The organism is Streptomyces sp. NPDC086080, from assembly GCF_044540255.1.
Classification (GTDB): Bacteria; Actinomycetota; Actinomycetes; order Streptomycetales; family Streptomycetaceae; genus Streptomyces.
On sequence record NZ_JBITRU010000005.1, the window covers coordinates 244,313 to 268,329 of the forward strand.

The following is a 24,017-nucleotide window of genomic DNA, read 5'->3' on the forward strand; positions in this document are numbered from 1 at the left end:
TCCTGGTCACCCGTCTGCCCCCCGACGCGACGGCGTGACACAGACGATGATGCCGGGCGGAGATAAACGTTCGCTGAACGCCGGCCGCCCCGCCGGGCGGTCGCCCTGTTCAGGCCCTGGCCTTCGACGCGAGCAGCGTGCGGACCAGGAGGGCTTCCGGCGCGCCGTTGGCCTCGTAGAGACCGAGCGCCTCGCGCCAGCACGCCCTCGCCCGGTCCGCCTGGCCCAGCTCCGCGAGAGCGTGACCCAGCAGCGTCAGGACGTTGCCGCGCATACGGTCACCACCGATGCAGCCCAGTGCCAGCGCCTGCTCCGCGTGCCGGGCCGCCTGGGCCGGACGGTGGCCGGCTTGGTGCGCCTCGGCGATCCTGAACTGTGTGGTTCCTTCCCAGAGGCGCTGGCGATGTTCCGTGAAGATGCTCAGGGCCTCGGAGAACTGGCCGAGGGCCTCGGTGTGCCGGCCGGCCGTCACCAGAGCGACACCCAGGGCGTAGTGCCCGTTGGCGAGGCGCATCGTGCTGCCCACCGCGATGTGCCGGTCGAGGCCGTGCTGGGCGAACTCGACGGCCCTGCCGGTGTCGCCCATGCCCATGTGGGCGCGGGAGAGGTTGCACAGCGCCGTCGCCTCGCAGAGCCCGTTGCCGGCCGCCCGGAACCCCTCTATCGCCCGGTCGAAGAAGGCCTTGCCGTCCGCGTAACGGTGCTGGTGCAGTGCGATGAGCCCCCGGTCCTGCGCCGCCCAGCTCGCCGCGGTCGCGTCCCCGGCGGAGGCGGCCCGCTCCATGGCGGCGCGCGCTTCGTTCTCGGCCCGCTCGATGCGTCCGGACACGAGCAGGACGCCGGTGAGGGTGTTGCGGGCCCTGCCCTCGGCGCGCGGGTCACCGGCCTCCCGCGCGGCCTCACAGACGGCGACGGCCGTGACCTCGTACTGACGGGAGTTGGTGCCCGACTCGGCCAGGTCGCGCGAGGCCCACAGGAGATCGATGCCCCCGCGCAGCCTGCCGGTGCCCGCGGTCTGGCGCACGCAGGCCAGCAGGTTCGCCGACTCGGTGTACAGCCAGTCCAGGGCGGCGGAACCGTCGGTGAAGACCAGGCCCGGATACGCGGTGCGTTCGAGGTCGTCCACCAGCCGGTCCCCGGGCCGCTCGATCGCGTACACCCCCGCGGCCGTCGCGAGATAGAAGTCCAGCAACCGCGACAGCGCCGACTCCCTTTCGCTCGGGGGTTGTTCGTCCCGTTCCGCGCACGCACGCGCGTAGAGCCGCACCAGATCGTGGAAGCGGTAGCGGCCCGCGGCCGCGGACTCCAGCAACGACGTGTCGACCAGGGACTCCAGCAGGTCCTCCGTGTCCTCCGCCGGCAGGTCCAGGACCGCGGCCGCCGCCGCCAGCGAGATGTCCGGCCCGTCCGCCAGGCCCAGCAGCCGGAACGCGCGGGCCTGGGCGGGTTCCAGCTGCCCGTAGCCCAGCTCGAACGTGGCCTTCACCGCCAGGTCGCCGGCCTGGAGTTCGTCCAGGCGGCGGCGTTCGTCGGCGAGCTTCGCCGCGAGGACCGAGACCGTCCAGGTACGCCGTGCCGCCAGTCTGGACGCCGCGATCCTGATCGCCAGCGGCAGGAAGCCGCAGGCCGCCACCACGTCCAGGGCCGCCTTGCGCTCCGACGCGACCCGTTCCTCGCCCACGATCTTCGTGAAGAGCGCCAGCGCCTCCTCAGGCGACATCACGTCCAGGTCGACCAGATGGGCTCCGGCCAGGTCCACCATCCGGACCCGGGAGGTCACCAGGGCCGCGCAGCCCGCCGTCCCCGGCAGCAGCGGCCTCACCTGTGCGGCGTCCCGTGCGTTGTCCAGCAGGACCAGGACCTTGCGGCCGTCCAGGACCGAGCGGTACAGCGCCGCCCGCTCCTGAAGGGAATCCGGGATCGCCGAGTCCGCCGTGCCGAGGGCCCGCAGGAAGGAACCCAGAACGGTCTCCGGTTCCGCGGACCGCGCTCCCGCGCCCTGGAGATCGACGTACAACTGGCCGTCGGGGAAGGCGGAGCGCGCCGCATGGGCCACGTGCACGGCCAGCGTCGTCTTGCCGACGCCGCCGATACCCGCCAGCGCCGACACCGCCATCACCTGGGTCCCGGCGCCCGACGCCGACGCCAGTACCTCGCTCAGCTCCCTGACGAAGGACGCGCGGCCCGTGAAGTCCGGCACCGTCGCCGGGAGCTGGGCCGGGCGGACGGGGGCCGCCACCGGTTCCGCCGCGGGGGCCGACGGTTCCGCGAGGCCCGGGTCGGCCCGGAGGATGCGCTGCTGGAGTTCCTGGAGGCCGGGGCGCGGGTCCACGCCGAGTTCGTCGGCGAGGAGACGGCGGGTGTCCGCGTAGACCGCGAGCGCCTCCGCCTGGCGGCCGCTGCGGTACAGCGCCAGCATCAGCAGTTCGCGCAACCGCTCCCGCAGCGGATGCGCCGCCGTGAGAGCCGTCAGCTCGGAGACCGCCTCCGCGTGGCAGCCCTGCTCCAGGTCCATGTCCAGCCTGGACTCCAGTAGTTGGAGTCGCCATTCCTCCAGGCGGACGCGCTGGGCCTCCGCGTACGGGCCGGGCACCGAGGCCAGCGTCTCGCCGTCCCACAGGGACAGGGCGCGGTTCAGCGCGTCCCGGGCGTGGCGCGGGTCACCGCCGCCGCGCGCCTTCTCCGCCTCCGTCGCCAGTTCCTGAGCCATCGTCAGATCCAGCGCGCCCTCGTCGAGCCCGCGCACCGCGTAGCCGCCGGACTCGCTGACCAGGATCCCGGGGTCCAGCACCTTCCGCAGCCGGGAGGCGTACGTACGCACCGCCGCCAGCGCCTGGGCCGGCGGTTCCTCGCCCCACAGGGCGTGGATCAGTTCGGCCGCGGTGGCCGTACGGCCCTCACGCAGCAACAGGGCGGCGAGCAGGGCGCGTTGCTGGGGGCTGCCGGTGGCGACCGGTTCGTCGTCGCGCCAGGCCCGTACCGGGCCGAGCACGCCGAAGCGCAGCCCTCCGGACTCCGTCGAGGAGCCGGAACGCCGCCGCTGCGGTCCTCGCGGCGCAACCTCCATGCAGTCCCCCTATGCATCCTGAGCAACTACGCCAGTTTGCCTTGTTCATGGCGGATGCGGCAGTCGTGCGAGACCGCGGTCACACGGCGAACCGCGGGCCGCCACGGAGCCCACACATCTTCGCCCTCAGCCGTCCAGATCCACCCGCACCGTCAACAGCCCCGCCCCGAGGGCCCGTACGGCGGCGCTGTTGAAGCGGGGCAGGGTGCGCAGCCGGGCCACGGCGTCGTCGTCGGGCAGGAGATGGGCGGTCCCGGTGTGCCAGCGGCCCCGGACGCGCACCCGCACCCGGGGGTCGGCCTTGATGTTGCGGACGTACTGCGACCGTTCGCCGAACTCCGAGACCAGCCAGAAGGAGTCGCCCACCCGTCGTCCGCCCACGGGGGTGCGGCGGGGCAGGCCGGAGACCCGCCCCGTGGTCTCCAGCACCGTCTGGAGCGGCAGCCGGCGCAGGAGGGGGTTGATCCTGCGCTGGAAGGCGGTGGCGGTCCGGTACTTGCGTTCGGCGCGCGAGGTCCCAGAAGTCATCGTGCGCCGAGCCTACCGCCGGCCGCCGCGCCTTTCCCGGGCCCGGCGGCGCGCCCGGGAAAGGCGTGGCGGCCGGGCTGCCGGGAGGCCGCGGACGTGGCGATATCCCGACCGGTCGGTATGGACAGACAGGGTCCGTCAGGGTATGGATGGGTGGTCGTCCGCGTACGAAAGGCCGCTCATGCGCATCGCCGTCACGATCTTCCTCACCGACGAGACGATCACCCCGGTCCGGCTCGCCCGTGAGCTGGAGCAGCGAGGGTTCGCCGGTCTTTACCTGCCGGAGCACACCCACATCCCCGTCGAGCGGACCACTCCCTACCCGGCGGGCGGGGAGCTGCCGAGGGAGTACGGCCGCACCCTCGACCCCTTCGTCGCGCTCGGGCAGGCCGCCGCCGTCAGTGAGCGGCTGGGACTCGGCACCGGCATCACGCTCGCCGCGCAGCACGACCCGATCGACCTGGCCAAGCAGGTCGCGACGCTGGACCACCTCTCCGGCGGGCGGTTCACCCTGGGCCTCGGCTTCGGCTGGAACGTCGAGGAGGCCGCCGACCACGGGGTGCAGTGGCGTACCCGGCGTGAGCTGGTGCGGGACCGCATCGGTCTGATGCGTGCGCTGTGGGCGGAGGAACCGACGCCGTACGAGGGCGAGTTCGGGAGCGTACGGGCCAGCCTCGCGTACCCCAAGCCGGTGCGGAAACCGCGCGGTCCTGCGGTCGGCCCGCGCACGCTGGTCGGCGGGGCGGCCGGACCGAAGCTGTTCGCGCACATCTGCGAGTACGCCGACGGCTGGCTGCCGATCGGCGGGCGGGGCCTGACGGAGTCGCTGCCGCTGCTGCGCACCGCCTGGGCGGACGCGGGCCGCGACCCGGGCGCCCTCCAGGTCGTGCCGTACGCCGTCGTTCCCAGTGCGGGCAAGCTGGCCCACTTCGCCGGGCTGGGGATCGAGGAGACCGTGGTGCAGCTGCCGGCGGCGGGGGAGGCGGAGGTGCTGCGGGCGCTGGACGCCTACCAGCCGTTCGTGGACGGAGCGGACTGAGCGGACCGAGCTGACGGATGAAACGGATGTACCGAGCGGAGCGGATGAGGCGGGCGATGCGGACGCGGTGGACCGGCCGGGGGCCTGATCGACCCGAACGTATGCTCAAGGAATGACGACTTCCGCGACCCCCGGAACGGGCGGCCCGGGCGGCCCGACCGAGAACTCCCTGCGCCGTGCCCTCCGACGTGCCCGGGACGGCGTCTCCCTGGACGTGTCGGAGGCGGCGGTCCTGCTCCAGGCGCGCGGTGAGCACCTGGAGGACCTCTCGGCGTCGGCCGCCCGGGTCCGGGACGCGGGACTCGAGGCGGCCGGGCGGCCCGGAGTCATCACGTACTCGAAGAGTGTCTTCGTCCCGCTGACCCGGCTGTGCCGGGACAAGTGCCACTACTGCACGTTCGTCACCGTGCCCGGCAAGCTGCGCCGGGCCGGGCACGGGATGTTCATGTCGCCGGACGAGGTGCTGGACATCGCCCGCAAGGGCGCCGCGGCCGGCTGCAAGGAAGCCCTCATCACCCTCGGCGACAAGCCCGAGGACCGCTGGCCCGAGGCACGCGAATGGCTCGACGCGCACGGCTACGACGACACGATCGCCTACGTCCGCGCCATCTCGATCCGCATCCTGGAGGAGACGGGACTCCTCCCGCACCTCAACCCCGGCGTCCTGACCTGGACGGACTTCCAGCGTCTGAAGCCCGTCGCGCCGTCCATGGGCATGATGCTGGAGACCACCGCCACCCGCCTGTGGTCCGAGCCCGGCGGCCCCCACCACGGCTCCCCGGACAAGGAACCGGCCGTGCGGCTGAGGGTCCTCGAGGACGCGGGCCGCTCCTCGGTCCCCTTCACCTCCGGGATCCTCATCGGCATCGGCGAGACCTTCGAGGAGCGCGCGGAGTCGCTGTTCGCGCTGCGGAAGGTCTCCCGGGCCCACCACGGCATCCAGGAACTGATCATCCAGAACTTCCGCGCCAAGCCGGACACCGCGATGCGCGGCATGCCGGACGCGGAACTGGACGAACTGGTCGCCACGGTCGCCGTCGCCCGGCTCGTCCTCGGCCCCTCCGCGTGTCTCCAGGCCCCGCCGAACCTGGTCGACTCCGCGTACGGGCGGCTGATCGCGGCGGGCATCGACGACTGGGGCGGCGTCTCCCCGCTCACCATCGACCACGTCAACCCCGAACGCCCCTGGCCGCAGATCGAGGAACTGGCCGACAAGTCCCGCGCGGCCGGCTTCGAGCTGCGCGAACGGCTCTGCGTCTACCCGGAGTTCGTGCGGCGCGGTGAGCCCTGGCTGGACCCGCGGCTGCGCCCGCACGTGGCCGCGCTCGCCGACCCGGCCACCGGTCTCGCGCGCCCCGACGCGTTGCCGCGCGGGCTGCCCTGGCAGGAGCCGGACGAGGCGTTCACCGCGACCGGCCGCACCGATCTGCACCGCACCATCGACACCGAGGGCCGCACCACCGACCGCCGCGACGACTTCGACGAGGTGTACGGCGACTGGGAGGCGCTGCGCGAGGCGGCCGCCCCCGGGATGGTCCCGGAGCGCATCGACACCGACGTCCGCGAGGCCCTGCGCACCGCGGCCGACGACCCGACGAAGCTGACCGACGCGGAGGCGCTGGCGCTGCTGCACGCGGACGGCCCGGCGCTGGACGCGCTGTGCCGGGTCGCGGACGACGTGCGGAAGTCGGCGGTGGGCGACGACGTGACGTACATCGTCACGCGCAACATCAACTTCACCAACGTCTGTTACACCGGTTGCCGCTTCTGCGCCTTCGCCCAGCGCCGTACGGACGCCGACGCCTACACGCTCTCGCTCGACCAGGTCGCCGACCGCGCCCAGCAGGCGTGGGACCTGGGCGCGGTGGAGGTCTGCATGCAGGGCGGGATCCACCCCGACCTGCCCGGCACCGCGTACTTCGACATCGCGCGGGCGGTGAAGGAACGCGTCCCCGGCATGCATGTGCACGCCTTCTCCCCGATGGAGGTGGTGAACGGCGCGAGCCGCACCGGCATGTCCGTGCGGGAGTGGCTGACGGCGGCGAAGGAAGCCGGTCTGGACACCATCCCCGGCACGGCGGCGGAGATCCTCGACGACGAGGTCCGCTGGATCCTGACCAAGGGCAAACTGCCCGCGGCGACCTGGACCGAGGTGGTGACCACCGCCCACGAACTGGGCATCCGCTCCTCGTCCACGATGATGTACGGCCACGTCGACCAGCCCCGCCACTGGCTCGGCCACCTGCTCACCCTCGCCGGCATCCAGCAGCGCACCGGAGGCTTCACCGAGTTCGTGACCCTCCCCTTCGTGCACACCAACGCCCCGGTCTACCTGGCCGGTATCGCCCGCCCGGGCCCGACGGTCCGCGACAACCGCGCGGTCACGGCGATGGCGCGGCTGCTGCTGCACCCCTGGATCCCGAACATCCAGACGAGCTGGGTGAAACTGGGCGCGGAGGGCGCGGCGGAGATGCTCCGCTCCGGGGCGAACGACCTCGGCGGCACGCTGATGGAGGAGACCATCTCGCGGATGGCGGGTTCGTCCTACGGCTCCTACAAGTCGGTCAGGGACCTGCGGGCGGTGGCCGACGCGGCCGGGCGCCCGTCGCGGCCCCGGACCACGCTGTACGGCGAGGTCCCCGAGGAGCGCCGGCGGGCGGCGGACGCCTCGGACGGCCACCTGCCGGAGCTGCTGCCGGTACTGGACTGAGAGGGGCGCGGGGGAGCGGGCCGCGCGCGGTCCCGGGACCGTCCGGACCGTCCGGACCGGTCGGGGACGGTCCGGGGAGCGGTGAGTGCTGGCAGTAGGATGATCCGACGCGCGTTCGGGACCCGTAACTGAGGAGATACGTACCGGTGTCTGCCCGTCTTCCTTCGTGGGCCTGGGTGACCGGGCTGACCGCGGGCGCGATAGCCGTGGTGGGGTTCCTGGCCGTAGAGGCGGAGCAGGGGACGAAACCCACCGCCGCCACGAGCCGGCCGAGCGTGTCGGCGACGCCGGACGCGAAGCCCTCCGCCCAGCCGGAGAAGAAGAAGCCGGTGGCGGTGCCGGCCGATTCGGGCAACGGCCGCCGTATCGTCTACTCCCTCGACCAGAAACGCGTCTGGCTGGTCGACGCCAGCGACGCCGCCCGCCGCACCTTCCCGGTCTGGCCGGGCACGGTCTCCCCGGACCCCGGCTCGTACACGATCGGCAAACGCACGGAGGCCACCACCGGCAGCGACGGTGTGGAGGTCGAGCACATCGTCTACTTCGCCGCCAAGTCCGGCATCTCCGTGGCGTTCTCCAACGCGGTCGACGGGGCCTCACCCCCTCCTGCGGCTCCGGACGCCAAGACCGGCGGAATCCGCGTGACGAAGGACGACGGCAGGGCCCTGTGGGCCTTCGGCACGGCGGGCACGACGGTACGGGTGGTCGAGTAGCCCTCGCGACCTCAGACCTTCTCGGCCACCACGCGTGGATGCCCGGCCGTGAGCAGGCCGATGTCCTCGACATCGGAGGTCAGGACGGTCACTCTGCCGGGGTGGTGCAGGGCGGTCGCACAGAGCATGGCGTCGATGGCGTACTTGTGGCCGTGCAGGCCGACCGTGCGCAACAAGGCGGCAGCGGACTGGGCGAGCGCCTGGGTGACCGGCTCCACACGCAGTCGCGACAGCGTCCATCGAAGCGCGGCATCGTTGATCCGCGGATGGATCACCTCGACCAGTACCGCGGCCGAGGTGATCACCGGGAGATCCGCCTCCCGGGCGGCTGTCAGCCACTCGTGCACCTCACGATCCCGCTGTACGGCCTTGGCCAGTCCCTCGCTGTCCAGGATCAGGGCACCGCTCACGCGGCGGCCCCCGCGTCCGAGCCCTCTCCGGTGAGCCGGGCGCGCTTGACTGCGACGGCCTCCGGGTCCGCCGGCCCGTGGACCTCCTCGAAAGCGTTGATCAACTCATCCAACTGGTCCCGCTCGATCTGTCGCTGAGCCGCCCGCTCCAGATACGCCGAGACACCCCGCTTGCCGACCCGCTCACGAATGGCGTGCAGAGTGCCGGCGGTGAGGGTGACGGATACGCCACTGCTCGGACCGTCGCCGGGAGGGAACGCGGTGTCGTCGTCAGCCATGGGCCCATTATGGCATCACGAATGCCATAATCGCGTGGGAGGCGTGGGGGTATGCGCTGCGCTGAGGCCCGTACGCCCCCGGGACGGTCGATATCGGCCGGATCCGATCACTCGGCGTACTTCTCGCATACCGATCCGCCTCCTGAACCGACCGACCGCGTTCGATTACAGTGCTGGGCGTCGCATGTACGGACGGTGCCCGGGAGGTCTTGGTGACCGGTACTGCCGGGCCCGTGTGGGGGCGCCGGGAGCAGCAGGACTTCCGCAGCCGGGTGCGCGGGACACTGCTCGGGGTGGCCATCGGCGACGCGCTGGGCGCGCCCGTGAACGGCCTGCCGATCGACGCGATCCGGAAGGCCCACGGCCCGCAGGGCATGACCGACCTCGCCCCCGCCTACGGGCGGCGCGGTGCCGTCACGCACCACACCCAGCTCACGCTGTTCTCCGTGGACGGCCTGATCCGCGCCCAGGTGCGGCGCGACACCGGGGCCTGGCATCCGCCGACCGACCTGCACCGGGCGTATCTGCGCTGGGCGACCACCCAGCGGGACTGGGGTCCGGACGAACGACGGGGGGACGACGGCTGGCTGGCGCGCGAGGAGTGGCTGTACGCCCGCCGGGACCCCGCCCGGACGCTGCTGCTCGGGCTCGGTGACGAGATCATGGGGACCCTCGACGCGCCCAAGAACCCTGGTGAGGCCGGGCCGGAGGCCGCCGCCCGGTCCGCGCCCTTCGGGCTGCTCGTCGGCTGGGAGCCGGAGCTCGTCGCCCAGCTCGCCGTGGAGTGCGCGGCGCAGACCCACGGCCATCCGGCCGGATACCTCGCGGCGGGCGGGTACGCCGTGATCGTGCACGCGCTGGCCCGGGGCGAGAACCTGGACGCGGCCGTGCAGCGCGCCCTCGCGCTGCTGGCGGCGCGGCCCGGGCACCAGCCGGTGTCGGACGCGCTCCAGCGCGCGCTCGGTGCCGTACGGCAGGGGATACCCACCCCGGAGCGGGTCACGGAGCTGGTCGGGAACGCGACCGCCGATGGGCTGCTCGCCGCCGCCGTGTACTGCGCGCTGGTGGGGGAGGACGTACGGCACGGGCTGTGTCTCGCCGTCAACCACGACGGACCCAGCGCCGCCGCCGGCGCGCTGACCGGCGGGCTGCTCGGGGCGCTGCACGGCGAGACGGCCCTGCCGCCGGCCTGGCTGGCCGAACTGGAGGGCCGCCCCACCATCCTGGAACTCGCCGACGACTTCGCCATGGAGATGACCCAGGGCCCCACCCTGCACAGCCCCACAGGATCCTCCCCCGCCTGGCTGGCCCGATATCCCCGCGCATAGCGGCGCCATCAGGGACGCGGGCAATCAGGGGCGCGGGGCTGTGCCGATATGCGGCTCCGCCGCGCGGGCGCGAAGGGGGTCTGGGGGCGAAGCCCCCAGGGACGGGACGGGAAGGGGCGGCGGGGGCGAGATCCCCCCGGCACCACGAACCCGGCAGGAAGGACGAGAACCCCGCAGCACGACGAACCGCGCGCCCCACCCGCCCGGCCAGAACTCACGGCCGCTCTTCCTCCCCCGCACCCGGCCCCGCCGCAACCGCCGCAACCGCCGAGCCGCCACCCCCGTCACCATCGGTGTTGACCCGGTCGATGATCGCCAGCCGCTCCGGCGTGTCCTCCGGCTTCGCGAAGCCGATCAGCACGTACAGGACCAGCGACACCGCCAGCGGGACGGAGACCTGGTACTCCAGCGGCACACCACCGTCGACGGCCCAGTGGACGGGGTAGTTCACCAGCCAGAAGGCGAACAGGCCCAGCCCCCAGCTGGTGAGCGCCGCCGTCGGACCCGAGCGGCGGAACGGTCGCAGCAGGCCCAGCATCATCGGGATCGCGATCGGGCCCATCAGGCCGGCCACCCACTTGATGACGACCGTGATGATGTCCTTGAAGGTGGGTGAGTCGACCTGGGTGGCGACCGCCATGGACAGGCCGAGGAAGACCACCGTCGTCACGCGGGCCGCGACCAGACCCGACCGCTCGCCCCACGCGCGCGCCCGCGCGGACAGCACCGGTGCCACGTCCCGGGTGAACACCGCGGCGATGGCGTTGGCGTCCGAGGAGCACATGGCCATCGTGTGGGAGAAGAAGCCGACGATGACCAGACCCAGCAGGCCGTGCGGCAGCAGCTGTTCGGTCATCAGGGCGTAGGAGTCGGAGCCGTCCGCCTTCTGCGACTCCACGAGCAGCGGCGACATCCACATCGGGAAGAACAGGATCACCGGCCAGACCAGCCACAGCACCGCCGACAGCCGTGCCGAACGCTCCGCCTCGCGGGGCGTGGGGGTGGCCATGTAGCGCTGGGCCTGGTTGAGCATGCCGCCGTTGTACTCGAACAGCTTGATGAAGAGGAACGCCAGCAGGAAGACCGTGCCGTACGGTCCCACCAGCGGCTCCCCGTGTCCCTGGAGCTCCGGTTCGTCCCAGGCGCCGAGGAAGCCGCCGTGGTCGCCGAGTTCGAGTACCACCGCGACGAACATCGTGATGCCGGCCAGCAGCTGGATGACGAACTGCCCGAGTTCGGTCAGCGCGTCCGCCCACAGGCCGCCGATGGTGCAGTAGACCGCCGTGACGACACCGGTGATGAGGATGCCCTGGTTGAGCGAGACCCCGGTGAAGACCGACAGCAGGGTGGCGATCGCGGCCCATTTCGCGCCCACGTCCACGATCTTCAGCAGCATGCCGGACCAGGCGAGCGCCTGCTGGGTCTTCAGGTCGTAGCGGTTCTTGAGGTACTCCAGCGGTGACGCCACATGGAGCCGGGAGCGCAGCCGGTTGATGCGCGGGGCGAACAGCCGGGAGCCGATGGCGATGCCGAAGGCGATGGGGAAGGACCAGGTGACGAAGGACGTCACGCCGTAGGTGTAGGCGATGCCCGCGTACCCGGTGAACATCACCGCGCTGTAGCCCGACATGTGGTGGGAGATGCCGGAGAGCCACCAGGGCATCTTGCCGCCGGCCGTGAAGAAGTCGCTGACGTTGTCCACCCGCTTGTGCGACCAGACGCCGATGGCGACCATCACGGCGAAGTAGCCGATGAGAACCGCCCAGTCGAGACCGTTCATGTCCCCCCTCCAGGGTCCGCCTTGTGAACACCGCCCAGCTGGTTGACACTTCGCCTGAGCGGGGTAGGGGCGTGAACGGGCGCGAAGTGCCCGCTCATCGTGGGTGGGATGGCGCGGGCACGACAAGAAAGAGTCAGGTCAAGAGCGAGTAAAGTCGTTCGTATGGCTGAATAACGTTCACCCCCGTGAACGCGAAGCTGTCAGCGCAGCTCGTCCGGGCAGGGCGTGCCCCGGTCCCACTGGTACGGAGCCGCCAGGCGGTACACCCCCGGCTCCGGCGCGAGCAGCATCGTCCACGTGTCGCCGTTCGCGTCCTCCTCCGTCTCCATCACGCAGCCGGTGACGTTCTCGTACGTCCTCGGCTCGCCCTCGGGACGGTCCTTGGACTCCTCCGTCTCCTGCGGAGGCTCCAGCGCCTTGCCGTCGGCGTCGACCAGGCCCAGCCACGGCGAGTACGGGACGCGGACCAGGATCCGGCCCGCCTTCTCCACCCGCAGCGTCCACTCGCCCTGCTCGGCCCGCTCCACGACCGTGTTCGGCTCCGCGAGCGGGGTCGGCTCGTTCACCGCGAACAGCTGCCAGTTCGCGTCGCCCCAGATCTGCCTCAGATACGGCAGCCCGCGCTGCACCAGCTCCCGCTCCCGCTGGCCGCCGTCACCGTCCGGCTCGTCCTTGGGCAGCACCACGAAGTGCACGCCCCAGCGCTTCAGCCACTCGTGGTAGTTGGCCGAGTTGAGGGTGTCGTCGTAGAAGAGCGGGTTGCGCTCCATGTCGGCCTGCCGGTTCCAGCCGCGGGCCAGATTGACGTACGGGGCGAGGGCCGACGCCTCACGGTGCGAGGCGGCCGGGACGACCTCCACGCGGCCCCGCTCGGCGCCGACCTCCTGGAGCTCGTTCACCAGCGGCGCCAGCTCGCGCGCCCAGGACGCGCGCGGGGTGGTGTGCACCACGTCGTCGACCGACTTGAAGCCGATCCAGCCGGTGAAGCCGGCGATCGCGACGGCGATCACGTACCACTTCCGGGACCTCGGCACCGCGAACGGCAGCGCCGCCACCAGCACCACACCGGCGAACAGCATCGCCAGCCGCGTCATGTTCGAGCCGATCTGCGAACTGACCAGCCAGACCAGTACGATCCCGAGCCCGTACACCGCGGCCGTGATCCGTACGGTCCTCCACTCCGCGGGGACCAGGACGTACACCAGGACCGAGTACAGCAGCGGCAGGATCACCGAGCCGATGCCCATCGGCTGCGTCCCCGAGAACGGGAACAGCCAGGCCGACACCGCCACCACCGCGGTGGGCGCCAGGCCCAGTGCCCACGCCCCCGACCGGCGCTTCTGCAGGAACAGCGCCACCGCGACCAGGCCCACGAACAGCCCCGCGACCGGCGAGGCCATGGTCGCCAGTGCGGCCAGCGGCGCCGCGCACAGTGCCTTCGCCCAGCGCTTGTGACGCCAGCGGTGGGGCCAGCAGAAGACGACGGCGACCGCGCCGAGCGCGAACATCGTGCCGAGCCCGTACGTCACCCGTCCCGAGGCGGCGTTGCACAGCAGCGCGAACACCCCGGCCAGGGCCGCCCACAGCGGGTTGCGCACCACCCGGCTGCGCAGGAGCACCAGCGTCAGCAGGCCCGCCGACACCGTCCCCGCGATCATCATCGTCGTCCGCACCCCGAGGAGGGACATCAGATACGGCGAGACCACGCTGTACGACACCGGGTGCATCCCGCCGTACCAGGCGAGGTTGTACGCGGAGTCCGGGTGACGGCCGACGAACTCCGCCCAGGCGTCCTGCGCCGCCAGATCGCCGCCGCTGTTGGCGGACGTGAAGAACCAGACGATGTGCAGCAGCCCGGCGAGCGCCGTGACGGACAGCACGGGGTGCCGCAACATGCGGGCGCGCACGGCGAGCACGACGGTCATGGCGGCGCCGTGGGTGGCACCGGGCGCGTCGCCGGGGGTGTCACCGTGGGTGTCCGGGCGGGCGGTGGCGCCCGGCGTGCCGGGAGGGGGCTCAGCGCCCTCGGCGGGGCCCTGTGCTCCGGCCAGGGGTATTCGCGGACCGGATCCCGGACGAGGATCGGGATCGGCGTCGTCGGCGCGTGTCGGCTCCGTTGTGGCCACCTGAAGGCACTCCCCGTGTCCCGTTCCTTGCCCGTTCGCTGCCCGTTCACTGTCCGTTTCGTGACGCTAGCACGCACCCCGCCGACCGTCGCCCGGGTGGGGCGTGGGCCCGCGGGGTGCGGATGTGCCGCGTCGGCCGCCGTCTCAGGCGAGACGGGTCAGCCGGTCCGTGAAGCCGGGCTCCACGAGGTCCTCCTGGAGGGCGACCGGCACCTTGACGGCGCTGCTCGTACCGTCACCCACGGTGAGCGTGCCGACCTTCGTTCCGGCCTTCGCCGTGCGCGGCAGCTCGTCCGCGGCGAACGTCAGCTCCACCGAGAGGCCCGCCCAGCCGACCGCCTTGACGTCCTCGGTGACGGCGACCGGCGTACGGCCGCCGAGACCGTCGTCCACATACCCGACGACGGTGCCCTTCTTCACGATCGTCGCCGCCTCCAGCGCGTCCTGCGCGGCCCGGATCAGCTCGTCGCCCGCGGTGAGCGCGGCGGACAGGATGGTGTTGTCCTTGCCGCCCGCCGGCTGGCGGACCACGGCGCCGACGACCGTCCGGGTCTCCCCGCCGACCTCCTTCTTCGCGGCGAACACCAGGTTGCCGAGCGCGGAGGTGGTGGTGCCGGTCTTGATGCCGACGACGTTGTTGTGGCCGACCAGCTGGTTCCAGTTGGAGTGGTTGACACCCTTGTAGTCGTCGTACGACATCATCGCGGCGACCTCGCGGAACGCGGGCTGCGTCATCGCGGCCTTGGCCAGCTTCACCTGGTCCACGGCCGTGCTCACGGTGGTGTCGTTCAGACCCGACGGGTCGGTGTACGTCGTGTCGGACATGCCGAGGTCCTCGGCGGCCTCGTTCATCTTCTCGACGAACGCCTCCTCGGACTTGGCGTCCCAGCGGGCGAGCAGCCGCGCCACATTGTTCGCGGACGCGATCAGGACGGCCTCGACCGCCTCCCGCTGGGAGATCTCGTCGCCCTCGGTGACATCGACGGTCGACTCCTGCCCCGCGTCGGACTGCTGCTCCGCCAGCTCGTCGATCTTGATCATCGGACCCTCGGCACCGCTCTTCAGCGGGTGGTCGCGCAGGATCAGATACGCGGTCATCACCTTGGCGACACTGGCGATCGGCACGGGCTTCTGCTCGCCGGAGGAGCCGAACGAGCCGATGCCCTGCACGTCGAGCGCGGCCTGGCCGTCCGCCGGCCACGGGATCTCGGGCTTGCCGCCCTCGAAGGTGTAGCTGTCCTCGGCAGTGAGCTCCAGCGTGGGCGCGGGAAGCGGACGGACGTTCTGTACGACCGCGAAGACGATCAGCAGCAGGACGACCAGCGGCGTCCAGATCTTGATCCGTCGCACGGCCGTGCGCAGCGGGGTCTGCGGGGGCGGCGGGGTGTTGGTCAGCTCGGCCAGCAGATCCAGCGGCGGCCTGGGCGGCAACGGCTGCTGCGTCGTCCGCTCCGGCCCGACCTGCGGGAGCGAGGTGGTGGCCTCGGCGGGCGGCACGGCACCCGACGCGGTGGTGGCGTCCGTGGTGCGCGGGGGCTTGCGGGCGGCGGGGTCGTCGAAGTCCTTCAGTGCGACGAACCTGCTGGTCCGCTCGGGACCGGGCCCGGCGGGGGGCTTGCTGTCGGCCTCACCGTCGACGTCGTTGTCACGCGCGGGCTTGGCGCCCACGTCGCCCAGTTTGAGCATGGTGGTCGGCTGATCGACGGAGGGCCGCCGGGTCCGGAAGACAGCGGTGGGCTGATCGACGGGGCCCTTGGCCTTCCCGCCGGACCCGGAGTCGGACCCGGAGTCGGATCCGGATCCGGAGTCGGACCCGGACCCGGACCCGGAGTCGGACCCGGACCCGGACCCGGAGTCGGCTTCCGGGGCCGCGTCGCCGGCTTCCGCACCGGGCTTGCCGGGCTTGCCGGGGGAGGGGGGCGTGCCGGTGCCGCCGGCCCACGACGGGCGGCCCGTGCCGGAATCCGCGTCCGTGTCCGGGTCGTCGTCGCGTTCGGGTGAGCGCGCCCCGGCGCTGCCGCCGGCTCCGGTGCCCTCGGCGTCCGGGTCCGTGTCGTCGCCGTGGTCGGATGTCTTGGCCCGGGGAGTGTCGTCCGTGCCGGTGTCCACGGCGGCGGGGGTGCCGCCGGCTGCGGTGCGCTTGGTGTCCGGGTCCGTGTCGTCGCGGGGGGCGTCGTCCGCGTCGGTGTCCGCTGCCGCAGGGGTGCCGCCGGTTCCGGCGTGCTCGGTGCCCGGGTCCTCGGCCGTCGGCTCGGACGCCCCCTCGGAGGGGGCGTCGTCGGCTTCCGGGCCGGGCTTGCCGGAGGCGGCGTGCGGGTCGTCGCCGCGGCCGGGCGCATCCGCCTGCGAGGTGGCGTCGTCCGGGGCGCTGTCCGCTGCGCCTGCCGTTGCCGTGGCCGCTGCCGCGCGGGAGTCGCGGTCACGGGGCTCGTCGACGCCCCTACCGGCCGTGGGGACGGCGGAGACCTCGCTCACGGAATCCTCGGGCCCGTCTCCGTCTCCGTCCCCGTCCCCGTCTCCGTCCCCGTCCTCGTCGCGGGAGGCCTCTGCGGCCGGTGCGTCCTTCTCGCCGTCGTCGGAGGCGCTGCGCGCGGCCGGGACCGTACCGGCGTCGTCGGAGGCATCGCTCGCGGACGGGACCGTACCCGCGTCCGCGCGGGCGTCGTCGTCCGCCGCCTCGGCCGCGGTGTCGTCGCCCGGTGACTCGTCCGCGTCCGGGGCGGACGCGGCGGGTCCGGCGTCGCGCTCGCCTGCCCCGTCCTCGCCGTTCCGGCCGTCCTCGCGCCCGGTGTCGCCGCTCAGGTCATCGCTCGGCTCCGCCGTGCGGACCCATGCGGCGACCGCCTCCTGCAGCCGGCCCTCGCTCGTGCCGGAGGACCGGCCCCCGTCCTCCGCCGCGGACCCGTCCCCGCTCTCCGCCGGAGAGGACACGTCGGCGGGCAGCGACAGCACCCGGGTGGCCGTGTCGGAGGTTCCACGGGTCTTCGAGGGGGACGCGTCGCGTGCCACCGCCAACCGGGGATCCCGCTTCTCGGGAACCGGACCCGCGCTCCCCGACGTCGTTTCTGCCGACGACTCGCGCTGCTTCGACCTGTCGGGGGACTCGCCCGCCACCGATGCCTCCTCCATGCGCCGCACGCCCCGCGTGCGCCATCCGAACCGTGAACCGCCCGCCCGCGACAACGCTCCGCAGCGCTGTCCGAACCATGTAACAGTGTCCTGTGTGCGGACTTCCCCCGCGTGGTAGACGGGAACGACATACCTACTGGTTCCACTACGAAGTGGTCACGCACCCTCGACAGACCAATGTGAGAGGGGTCACCCTGTCAGACATCCACGCGGGGAGGCATGGATGGGCAGGAGCCGCAGAACACTTCCGGAGGAGCTTCTGCTGCTGGCATTGGACCCGACCACGGGTACCACTGCACAGCCGCAGTCGCTCGACCTCGGTCTGGCCGGAGCACAGCTAGTGGAGCTGGCGCTGGCCGGACGGATAGCCCCAGACGGGGATCGTATCGCCGTGGTGGTGCCACGGCCGACTGGAGACCCAACACTGGACTGCGCGTTGGAGTTGCTGCGAAGGCGTGGCGCTCCTGTGCGGGCGGTCCACTGGATCGGCGGGCCGCGTCTCGGGCTGCGCCAGACCTATCTCTCGCATCTGGAGCGGTGCGGCATGGTGCATGCCGTGGCCGGTCAGATGTGCGGGGTGCTGCCGACGACTCGCTACCAAGCGACGGACACCGAGATCAGCCGGGAGATCAAGGCCCGGCTGGACTCCGCGATCCGCACCGGCGTTCCGCCGGACCCGCGGACCGCGGCGCTCGCCGCGCTGGCGCACGCGGTGGGCCTCGGCAAACACCTGTATCCGGGGAACGAGGGACGCTCCTCGCGTTCCCGGTTGCGGGACCTGATCCGGCACGACCCGATGGGCGGACTCGTCGCGCACGCGGTGATGGACGTCCAGAACGGCGCCGCGGCCCAGCCGCGCCGCGGTTCCGCACCGGCCGGCCGGCAGCCCGGCCCCGGCGGCGGCAGGGGCGCACCGGAACCCGCGCGAGGCGTGCCGGCACAACCGCACCGGGGGTCCATGGCACGCGCCGTGGCCCACTGAGCCCTGCGCCCCGTGTGTCCCCCAGGGGCGGAAAGCCGGCACGAACGGCACGAATCCTCGGCACGGCAGACCCGGTGACGGGTCACGGGAGCCGCTGACCGAGCGGGGCGGAGAGAACGCACGGGCGCTCTCCGCCCCGCTCGGCGTGCCCCCGGCCGGCGCCGACACCTGCCACCCGTACCTGAAGTGGCGTGTACCCGTCGTATATCCACCGTTTCCCAGCGGTAGGAAGCCCCTTGGTGGCAATCTGCTCATCAGCAGACACGCAAAGTGGCAAGTATGAGGCATACAGCCGGAGGTGCACGTCCCGTGGCGTCCAATGTCAATCCCACCGTCAGGCGGCGCCGGCTGGGCCAGGAGCTGCGCAGGCTCCGAGAGCTCAAGGGCATGACGGCCGAGGAGGTGGCCGAGCGACTGCTGGTGTCGCAGTCGAAGATCAGCCGCCTGGAGAACGGCCGGCGCAGTATCAGCCAGCGCGACGTCCGCGACCTGTGCGGGGTGTACGAGGTCGAGGACCAGCGGATCGTCGAGTCGCTCATGCAGATGGCCAAGGACTCCCGCCAGCAGGGCTGGTGGCACGCCTTCGGTGACATCCCGTACAGCGTCTACATCGGTCTGGAGACGGACGCGGAGTCGCTGCGCGTCTACGAACCCCAGATCATCACCGGCCTGTTGCAGACCCGCGCGTACGCCGAGGCGATCGTCCAGGGTGGTTCGCCGGAGTCGACCGGGCAGGAGAACGACAGGCGGGTCGAGGTGCGGCTGCGCCGGCAGGGCCGGATCACCGCCGAGAGCGACCCGTTGCGGCTGTGGGTGGTGCTGGACGAGGCGGCGCTGCGCCGGGTGGTCGGCAGCCGCCAGGTGATGCGGGAACAGCTCGAACACGTCATGGAGCTGAGCCAACTGCCGCACATCACCGTGCAGGTGCTGCCGTTCGAGGTCGGCGCGCACGCCGGCATCAACGGCCAGTACTCGATCCTGGAGTTCGCCGACGCGGCCGATTCGAGCGTGGTGTACATCGAGGGCGTCACCAGCGACCTGTATCTGGAGAAGCCGCACGACGTGCAGAAGTACACGGTGATGTACGAGCATCTGCGGGCGCAGTCCCTGAACGTGGAACAGTCCCGTCAGCTGGTGGAACGCCTCGCGAAGGACTACGCGCACTGATCGGCCGTCAGGCGCGAGGCGGAACCTTATACCGCTGACATGCTCGACTGGACGTACCGTTCGGGATATGCCACTCGGACGAGTGAACGGCCGCTCCGGCAGAAGAAGGTGGCGAGTAGCGTCGATCACGCCAACACCCGTGAGGGTTGGCGCAATCCGTTCTGCGGGTCCCTGTCGGACCGCGCAGGCCGGTGACAGCAACTCAGCATCTGGCTACGGAGCGAACATGGCAATTCGTCTGGGCGCCACGGAAACGTGGACGACGTCCTCCTACACCAACAACAACGGCGCGTGCGTGATGGTCAGGTCGACCACCGAGGTGGCACTGGAACTCGGGGACACCAAGGTCCCCGAGGGCCCGAAGCTGGCCTTCCCCGCGAACGCGTGGAGCGCTTTCGTGGCCTCGGTCAAGAACTGACGGCGCCGGCCACCGGCCGGACCGGCGTCGGTCACCGGCGCCACCGAAGAGCCCCCTCGACCAGCCCGCCGTCCTAGCCGAGGGGGCCCGGCGCGCACCCCCTCGGCCCGGCCCGCCCGGCCGCTGCCGTGAGGGCCGCCGGAGGGCTGCCGCAGGGCCGCCGGAAAGGGCTCCCGGGAAGCCGCAGACCGGCAGCCGTCCTAGCGGAGGGCCATCGGGAAGGCCACGTCACACACCGGGTCCTCCGGACCCGCGGCCGCCCAGTCCGCGAAGTACACCTCGCGGCAGGGACCCGTCGGCGTCAGCCCCTGGTCCCTCATCCACTCCTCCACCGCCTCGAAGGCGGCCAGGATCTGCGGATGCGCCACCTGGGCCTTGGTGATCCGGGTACGGGCCAGCCGCAGCGGCGGCTCCACCCGTACCGTCGCCCCCAGAACCCGGCCCCGCGCCTCGGCCCAGGCACGTGCCGCCGCCTCGTCGGCGACCGGGACGCACGCCTCCGCCGGCCCGTCGCTCTCCATCGACACCTCGGCGTGATACGCCACGAACGGTGCTCCGGTCACGCCCCCGCACTCCCGGGCCGCTTCCTCCAGCCGGCCCAGCGACGTCCCGATCCACGTCGGCAGTTCCTCCGCCAGGAGGTGCCGCGACTCGGTGATCAGCACCTGTTCCGGCACCTCGACCGTCTCGACCACGAACTTTCCGTACATCTCGGAGCTCCTCCCCGACAACCGTCCACGGAGGTACTCGGCGAGCGTCCGCTGCCCGGCGTGCCGCGCCTCGACGTCCGCCCAGTAGGCGGCGAGCCGTTCCGCCCCCGCCGCGGTGTCGTCCGCGTCGACGACCTCGGCGATCCGCGCGAGCGGCATGTCCAGCTGCCGCAACAGCGCGATCAGCCGGGCCCGTTCGACCTGACCGGCCCGGTACGAGCGGTACCCGGTGGTCTCGTCGACCCGCGCCGGGGCCAGCAGCCCCAGCCGGTCGTACAGGCGCAGGGCCTTCGCCGAAAGCCGTGCCCGCGCCGCGAACGCCCCGATGGTGAGCAGTTCCTCGTCCACGCCGACATCCTCCGTGACCGGGCGGACGGTCCGCCCGGTGGGAGAGACGCTCACCCCTGCCCCAGGGGCAAGGTCAACGGTCAGCCGATCGCCTTCTCCACCGCGGCCACGACCTCCGCCGACTCCGGCTCGGTCTGCGGCGAGAAACGGGCGAGAACCTCGCCGTCCCGCCCGATCAGGAACTTCTCGAAGTTCCAGCGGACGTCCCCGCTGTGCCCCTCGGCGTCGGCGAAACCGACCAGCCGCTCGTACAACGCGTGCCGCCCCTCCCCGTTGACCTCGGTCTTCTCGGTCATCGGGAAGGTCACCCCGTACGTCGCCGAGCAGAACGCGGCGATGTCCTCCGCGCTGCCCGGCTCCTGTCCCAGGAACTGGTTGCAGGGCACGCCCAGCACGGTGAAGCCCCGCTCCGCGTACCGCTCGTGCAGCCGCTCCAGTCCCGCGTACTGCGGGGTCAGCCCGCACTTGGACGCCACGTTCACGACGAGCACGGCCCGGCCGGCGTACTGGGCGAGGTCCGCCGAACCGCCGTTGAGCGCGCCGATCTCGACGTCGAGAGGAGAGGTGCCCTTGTTCTCTGCAGTCGTCATGCGCCGACCCTAGCCCCGGCGCCCGCCACTCCGGCGCCCGGCCCGCGCCCGGCCGTGTGCGGGCGGTTGCCCGAGCGCGGGGCCCGACAGGTCCTCCGAGAGGGCTCCCTCCCAAGCTGCCCTCCTGAAGCGGCCGTTCCATCCAGGCTCTCCAGGCTTTCCGGGCCGCCGGGCCGTACCCGATGGGGTTCTCCCCCGAGATGGGCTTCCGGACGGTCCTCGGACGTCCGGGGTGCCGCTCACCCCGGCATCGCTCCCGGGAGTCCGGCCGGGCGGGGCACGGACCGGCCGAAACGGGCCGGCCAGGGTCCTACTCCTCCGGAACCTCCCCCTCCACCAGCCGCTCCGCGATGTCGTCGGCCCACGCCTGGGCCCAGCGGCGGAGGGCCTCGATCGCCGGGGTGTCGAGACCATGGGCGCGGAACCCGGCGTCGTCCAGCCATTCCGTGCCCGCCAGCCGGGACTGCAACTCGGTGAGGTCGAAGGTGTCGGGGGCGTGGCGGCGCCCGAGCTCCTCCAGCTCCGGGTGGCTCCACCGGTCGGCGGCCGCGTGGACGTCGACGAGGTCACGGGGCAGGCCGCGGTCCGCCAGCGCCCGCACGGCCGTACCGATCAGATCCTCCAGGGAGAGCGCCGGACCCGCCCGGGTCTCCACCGCCGGCCGCCACAGCACCTCCTTGCGCAGGTCGACCCGGCACTCCGTACCGGACGCGGGTTCGCCGACGGCCAGCCGCGCGGCCAGCGGATCGGCCTCCTGGCTCCGGACCGCCCACCCGCGCCGCTCCAGCCCTGCCCGCACCGCCCCGGCGATCTCCGCCATGGCCGCGGGATGCTCCGTGGCCAGGTCCACCCCCCGGCTGACCCGGGCGTCCACCAGCCCGTGCGCCCGTACGGCGTCGCCACCGGCCAGCACGAGCCCGTACGGCGTCCCGGCGGCGAGCAGATCGCCCACCAGCCGCTCATGCACGGCGTCCACGCCGGCCGGGGGTGAGGTCATGGCCCGATTATCGCCGTAGACACGGTCCGCCACGCTCGGGTGAATCCACCCCTCCAGGGGCAACCCACCGTATTCGCCGGCCTCTCGGCCTTCTCGGCGAAGGCCCGCCGCCGCAAGCCTTCGCCGCCCGCCGCCCGCCGCCCGCCGGATCCCGCTAAGCGCGCCAGTAGCCGCGGCGGAGCAGGACGGCCAGGGGGACGATCTCGATGCGGCCGAGGAACATGAGAGCGGTGAGGATCACCTTCGACAGCCCTCCGAGGGGTGCGTACGAACCGTACGGGCCGAGTTCGCCGAACGCCGGGCCGATGTTGCCGAGGCAGGCCGCCGCGGCGCCGAGCGCGGTGAGCACACCGGTTCCGGGCGTACTCACCCGGGAGTCGAGGGCGAGGCCGAGCGTCCCGAACGCGAGAGCGAGCACGTAGAGGAGAGCGAACAGCAGCGCCGAGCGCAGCGCGGGTTGGTCGACCACCCGGCCGCTCACCCGCACCGGGAGCACCGCGTCGGGATGGACGGCCTGCGCCAGCTCACGGCGGGCGAAGCGGAAGAGGATGAGATGCCGCACGACCTTGACCGAGCCGCTCGCCGACCCGGCGCAGGCCCCGGCGAACATCAGCGCCAGCAGGGTGAGCGTCGCGAGCGTCCCCCAGCTCGACCAGTCCAGCGTCGCCAAGCCGGTGGTGGTCATCACCGAGACCGCCTGGAAGACCGCGTGCCGGACGCCGCCGAGCCCGTCCACCGTGCCGTCGGCGAACAGTTCGACCGTGAGCACGGCCGCGCTCCCGGCCAGCAGCGCCAGATACAGGCGCAGCTCCTCGTCGCGGAATCCGGCCCGGAACTGACGCAGCACGGCGAGTCGGTACAACCGCAGCAGGTTCAGCCCCGCCACCACCATCAGTGCGCACAGCACCCACTGCGTCACCGGCGCGAGGCCCCGGGCCGAGTCGGCCTCCGGGGCGAAACCGCTCAGGGCCACGGCGGACATCGCGTAGGAGAACGCGGTGAACAGATCCATCCGCCGGTCCAGCCCCGCCCATCCCAGACCGGCCAGGAGCAGGACGCCGGCGGCCGTCACCGCGAGGTAGATCTTCCAGAGCCGTCGGGCGGTCCCGCGCACGGTCGCGCCGAGTGACTCGGTCTCGACCGGCCCCGGCAGCTCCGAGCGCAGGAGCTCGCGGCCTCCGATGCGCAGCCGCGGCAGCACCGCGAGCGCCAGCACGATGATTCCCGCGCCGCCCAGCCAGGTGGTGAGCTGCCGCCAGAACAGCATGTCGGTGCCGAGCGCGTTCACGTCCGTCAGCACCGTCGCCCCGGTGGCGGTGAAGCCCGACATCGCCTCGAAGTAGGCGTCGACCGGGTGGTCGAGCTGCGGAACGTGGCCGAGGAGGAAGGGCAGCGCGCCGAACGCGGGCACCAGCAGCCACACCGCGACGACGACGAGGAACCCCTCCCGGACGCCCAGCGGGGGCCGTTCGCCCGTCAGACGCCTGAGCGTCAGGCCCGTCACGGCCACCACGACCCCGGCGACGAGGAAGGGCCAGGGAGGCTCCCCGGCCGCCAGCGCGACGGCGGCCGGCGCGACGAACGCGACCGCGAACCACGTGAGCAGCGCACCGACCACGCCCAGCGCGGTGCGCACGTCCACGCCGAACCGTCGTCCACCGGGGAGCCGCCGGCGTGCGGGGCGGGCACGACTCGGT

18 protein-coding genes are annotated in these 24,017 nt (G+C 72.4%); 7 read left to right on the plus strand and 11 right to left on the minus strand.

What is annotated here, in order from left to right:
• Positions 1-109: 109 nt before the first annotated feature.
• Together ACIF9R_RS08975 and ACIF9R_RS08980 are read right to left on the minus strand one after the other, a co-directional pair.
• Complete coding sequence (locus ACIF9R_RS08975) at positions 110-3,067, minus strand: AfsR/SARP family transcriptional regulator (protein WP_399976332.1); 2,958 nt, start codon at positions 3,065-3,067, stop codon at positions 110-112.
• Between the two features lie 126 nt (positions 3,068-3,193).
• A complete protein-coding gene (locus tag ACIF9R_RS08980; RefSeq protein ID WP_399976335.1) occupies positions 3,194-3,595 on the minus strand; it encodes a nitroreductase/quinone reductase family protein in 402 nt (133 codons plus the stop codon).
• A 181-nt stretch (positions 3,596-3,776) separates the two neighbouring features.
• On the opposite strand from ACIF9R_RS08980, the gene ACIF9R_RS08985 reads away from it, so the two are divergent.
• The 3 genes from ACIF9R_RS08985 (at position 3,777) to ACIF9R_RS08995 (ending at position 8,057) form a co-directional block, all read left to right on the plus strand.
• Complete coding sequence (locus ACIF9R_RS08985; RefSeq protein WP_399976338.1) at positions 3,777-4,634, plus strand: TIGR03619 family F420-dependent LLM class oxidoreductase; 858 nt, start codon at positions 3,777-3,779, stop codon at positions 4,632-4,634.
• Positions 4,635-4,746: 112 nt separating this feature from the next.
• Positions 4,747-7,344, plus strand: coding sequence for a bifunctional FO biosynthesis protein CofGH (locus ACIF9R_RS08990; RefSeq protein ID WP_399976341.1), 2,598 nt, complete (start codon positions 4,747-4,749; stop codon positions 7,342-7,344).
• A gap of 146 nt (positions 7,345-7,490) precedes the next feature.
• Positions 7,491-8,057 (plus strand): hypothetical protein, encoded by a 567-nt coding sequence (locus ACIF9R_RS08995; RefSeq protein ID WP_399976344.1) that lies wholly within the window; start codon positions 7,491-7,493, stop codon positions 8,055-8,057.
• A gap of 11 nt (positions 8,058-8,068) precedes the next feature.
• On the opposite strand, the gene ACIF9R_RS09000 is transcribed toward ACIF9R_RS08995, so the two are convergent.
• Complete coding sequence (locus tag ACIF9R_RS09000; RefSeq protein WP_399976346.1) at positions 8,069-8,467, minus strand: PIN domain-containing protein; 399 nt, start codon at positions 8,465-8,467, stop codon at positions 8,069-8,071.
• The gene (locus ACIF9R_RS09005) at positions 8,464-8,745 is read right to left on the minus strand and encodes a hypothetical protein (protein ID WP_399976348.1); all 282 of its coding nucleotides are present in this window, start codon (positions 8,743-8,745) and stop codon (positions 8,464-8,466) included. Before ACIF9R_RS09005 ends, ACIF9R_RS09000 begins: the two co-directional genes overlap by 4 nt.
• Before the next feature lie 212 nt (positions 8,746-8,957).
• Between ACIF9R_RS09005 and ACIF9R_RS09010 the strand changes: the two genes are divergently transcribed.
• On the plus strand, positions 8,958-10,073 hold the full coding sequence (locus tag ACIF9R_RS09010; protein ID WP_399976351.1) for an ADP-ribosylglycohydrolase family protein: 1,116 nt from the start codon (positions 8,958-8,960) through the stop codon (positions 10,071-10,073).
• A gap of 214 nt (positions 10,074-10,287) precedes the next feature.
• Here ACIF9R_RS09010 and ACIF9R_RS09015 read toward each other — a convergent pair whose 3' ends face one another.
• The 3 genes from ACIF9R_RS09015 to ACIF9R_RS09025 form a co-directional block, all read right to left on the minus strand.
• A complete protein-coding gene (locus tag ACIF9R_RS09015) occupies positions 10,288-11,853 on the minus strand; it encodes a sodium:solute symporter family protein (protein ID WP_399976354.1) in 1,566 nt (521 codons plus the stop codon).
• Positions 11,854-12,053: 200 nt separating this feature from the next.
• Complete coding sequence (locus ACIF9R_RS09020) at positions 12,054-13,979, minus strand: MFS transporter (RefSeq protein ID WP_399976356.1); 1,926 nt, start codon at positions 13,977-13,979, stop codon at positions 12,054-12,056.
• Positions 13,980-14,123: 144 nt separating this feature from the next.
• Positions 14,124-17,108, minus strand: coding sequence for a D-alanyl-D-alanine carboxypeptidase (locus tag ACIF9R_RS09025; protein ID WP_399976358.1), 2,985 nt, complete (start codon positions 17,106-17,108; stop codon positions 14,124-14,126).
• A gap of 223 nt (positions 17,109-17,331) precedes the next feature.
• Between ACIF9R_RS09025 and ACIF9R_RS09030 the strand changes: the two genes are divergently transcribed.
• The 3 genes from ACIF9R_RS09030 (at position 17,332) to ACIF9R_RS09040 (ending at position 19,675) form a co-directional block, all read left to right on the plus strand.
• The gene (locus ACIF9R_RS09030; RefSeq protein WP_399976361.1) at positions 17,332-18,090 is read left to right on the plus strand and encodes a GPP34 family phosphoprotein; all 759 of its coding nucleotides are present in this window, start codon (positions 17,332-17,334) and stop codon (positions 18,088-18,090) included.
• A gap of 309 nt (positions 18,091-18,399) precedes the next feature.
• A complete protein-coding gene (locus ACIF9R_RS09035; protein WP_399976363.1) occupies positions 18,400-19,257 on the plus strand; it encodes a helix-turn-helix domain-containing protein in 858 nt (285 codons plus the stop codon).
• 226 nt (positions 19,258-19,483) lie between these two features.
• Positions 19,484-19,675 carry a DUF397 domain-containing protein gene (locus ACIF9R_RS09040; RefSeq protein WP_399976365.1) on the plus strand — a complete coding sequence of 64 codons (192 nt, stop codon included), beginning with the start codon at positions 19,484-19,486 and terminating at the stop codon, positions 19,673-19,675.
• Between the two features lie 200 nt (positions 19,676-19,875).
• Here ACIF9R_RS09040 and ACIF9R_RS09045 read toward each other — a convergent pair whose 3' ends face one another.
• From ACIF9R_RS09045 to ACIF9R_RS09060, 4 genes are all read right to left on the minus strand, one after another.
• Positions 19,876-20,733 carry a MerR family transcriptional regulator gene (locus ACIF9R_RS09045; protein ID WP_399976368.1) on the minus strand — a complete coding sequence of 286 codons (858 nt, stop codon included), beginning with the start codon at positions 20,731-20,733 and terminating at the stop codon, positions 19,876-19,878.
• Positions 20,734-20,813: 80 nt separating this feature from the next.
• Positions 20,814-21,323 carry a glutathione peroxidase gene (locus ACIF9R_RS09050; RefSeq protein ID WP_399976370.1) on the minus strand — a complete coding sequence of 170 codons (510 nt, stop codon included), beginning with the start codon at positions 21,321-21,323 and terminating at the stop codon, positions 20,814-20,816.
• A 310-nt stretch (positions 21,324-21,633) separates the two neighbouring features.
• Complete coding sequence (locus ACIF9R_RS09055) at positions 21,634-22,320, minus strand: nucleotidyl transferase AbiEii/AbiGii toxin family protein (RefSeq protein WP_399976373.1); 687 nt, start codon at positions 22,318-22,320, stop codon at positions 21,634-21,636.
• Between the two features lie 154 nt (positions 22,321-22,474).
• Positions 22,475-23,962 carry a TrkH family potassium uptake protein gene (locus tag ACIF9R_RS09060; RefSeq protein ID WP_399976375.1) on the minus strand — a complete coding sequence of 496 codons (1,488 nt, stop codon included), beginning with the start codon at positions 23,960-23,962 and terminating at the stop codon, positions 22,475-22,477.
• Between the last annotated feature and the right edge of the window lie 55 nt (positions 23,963-24,017).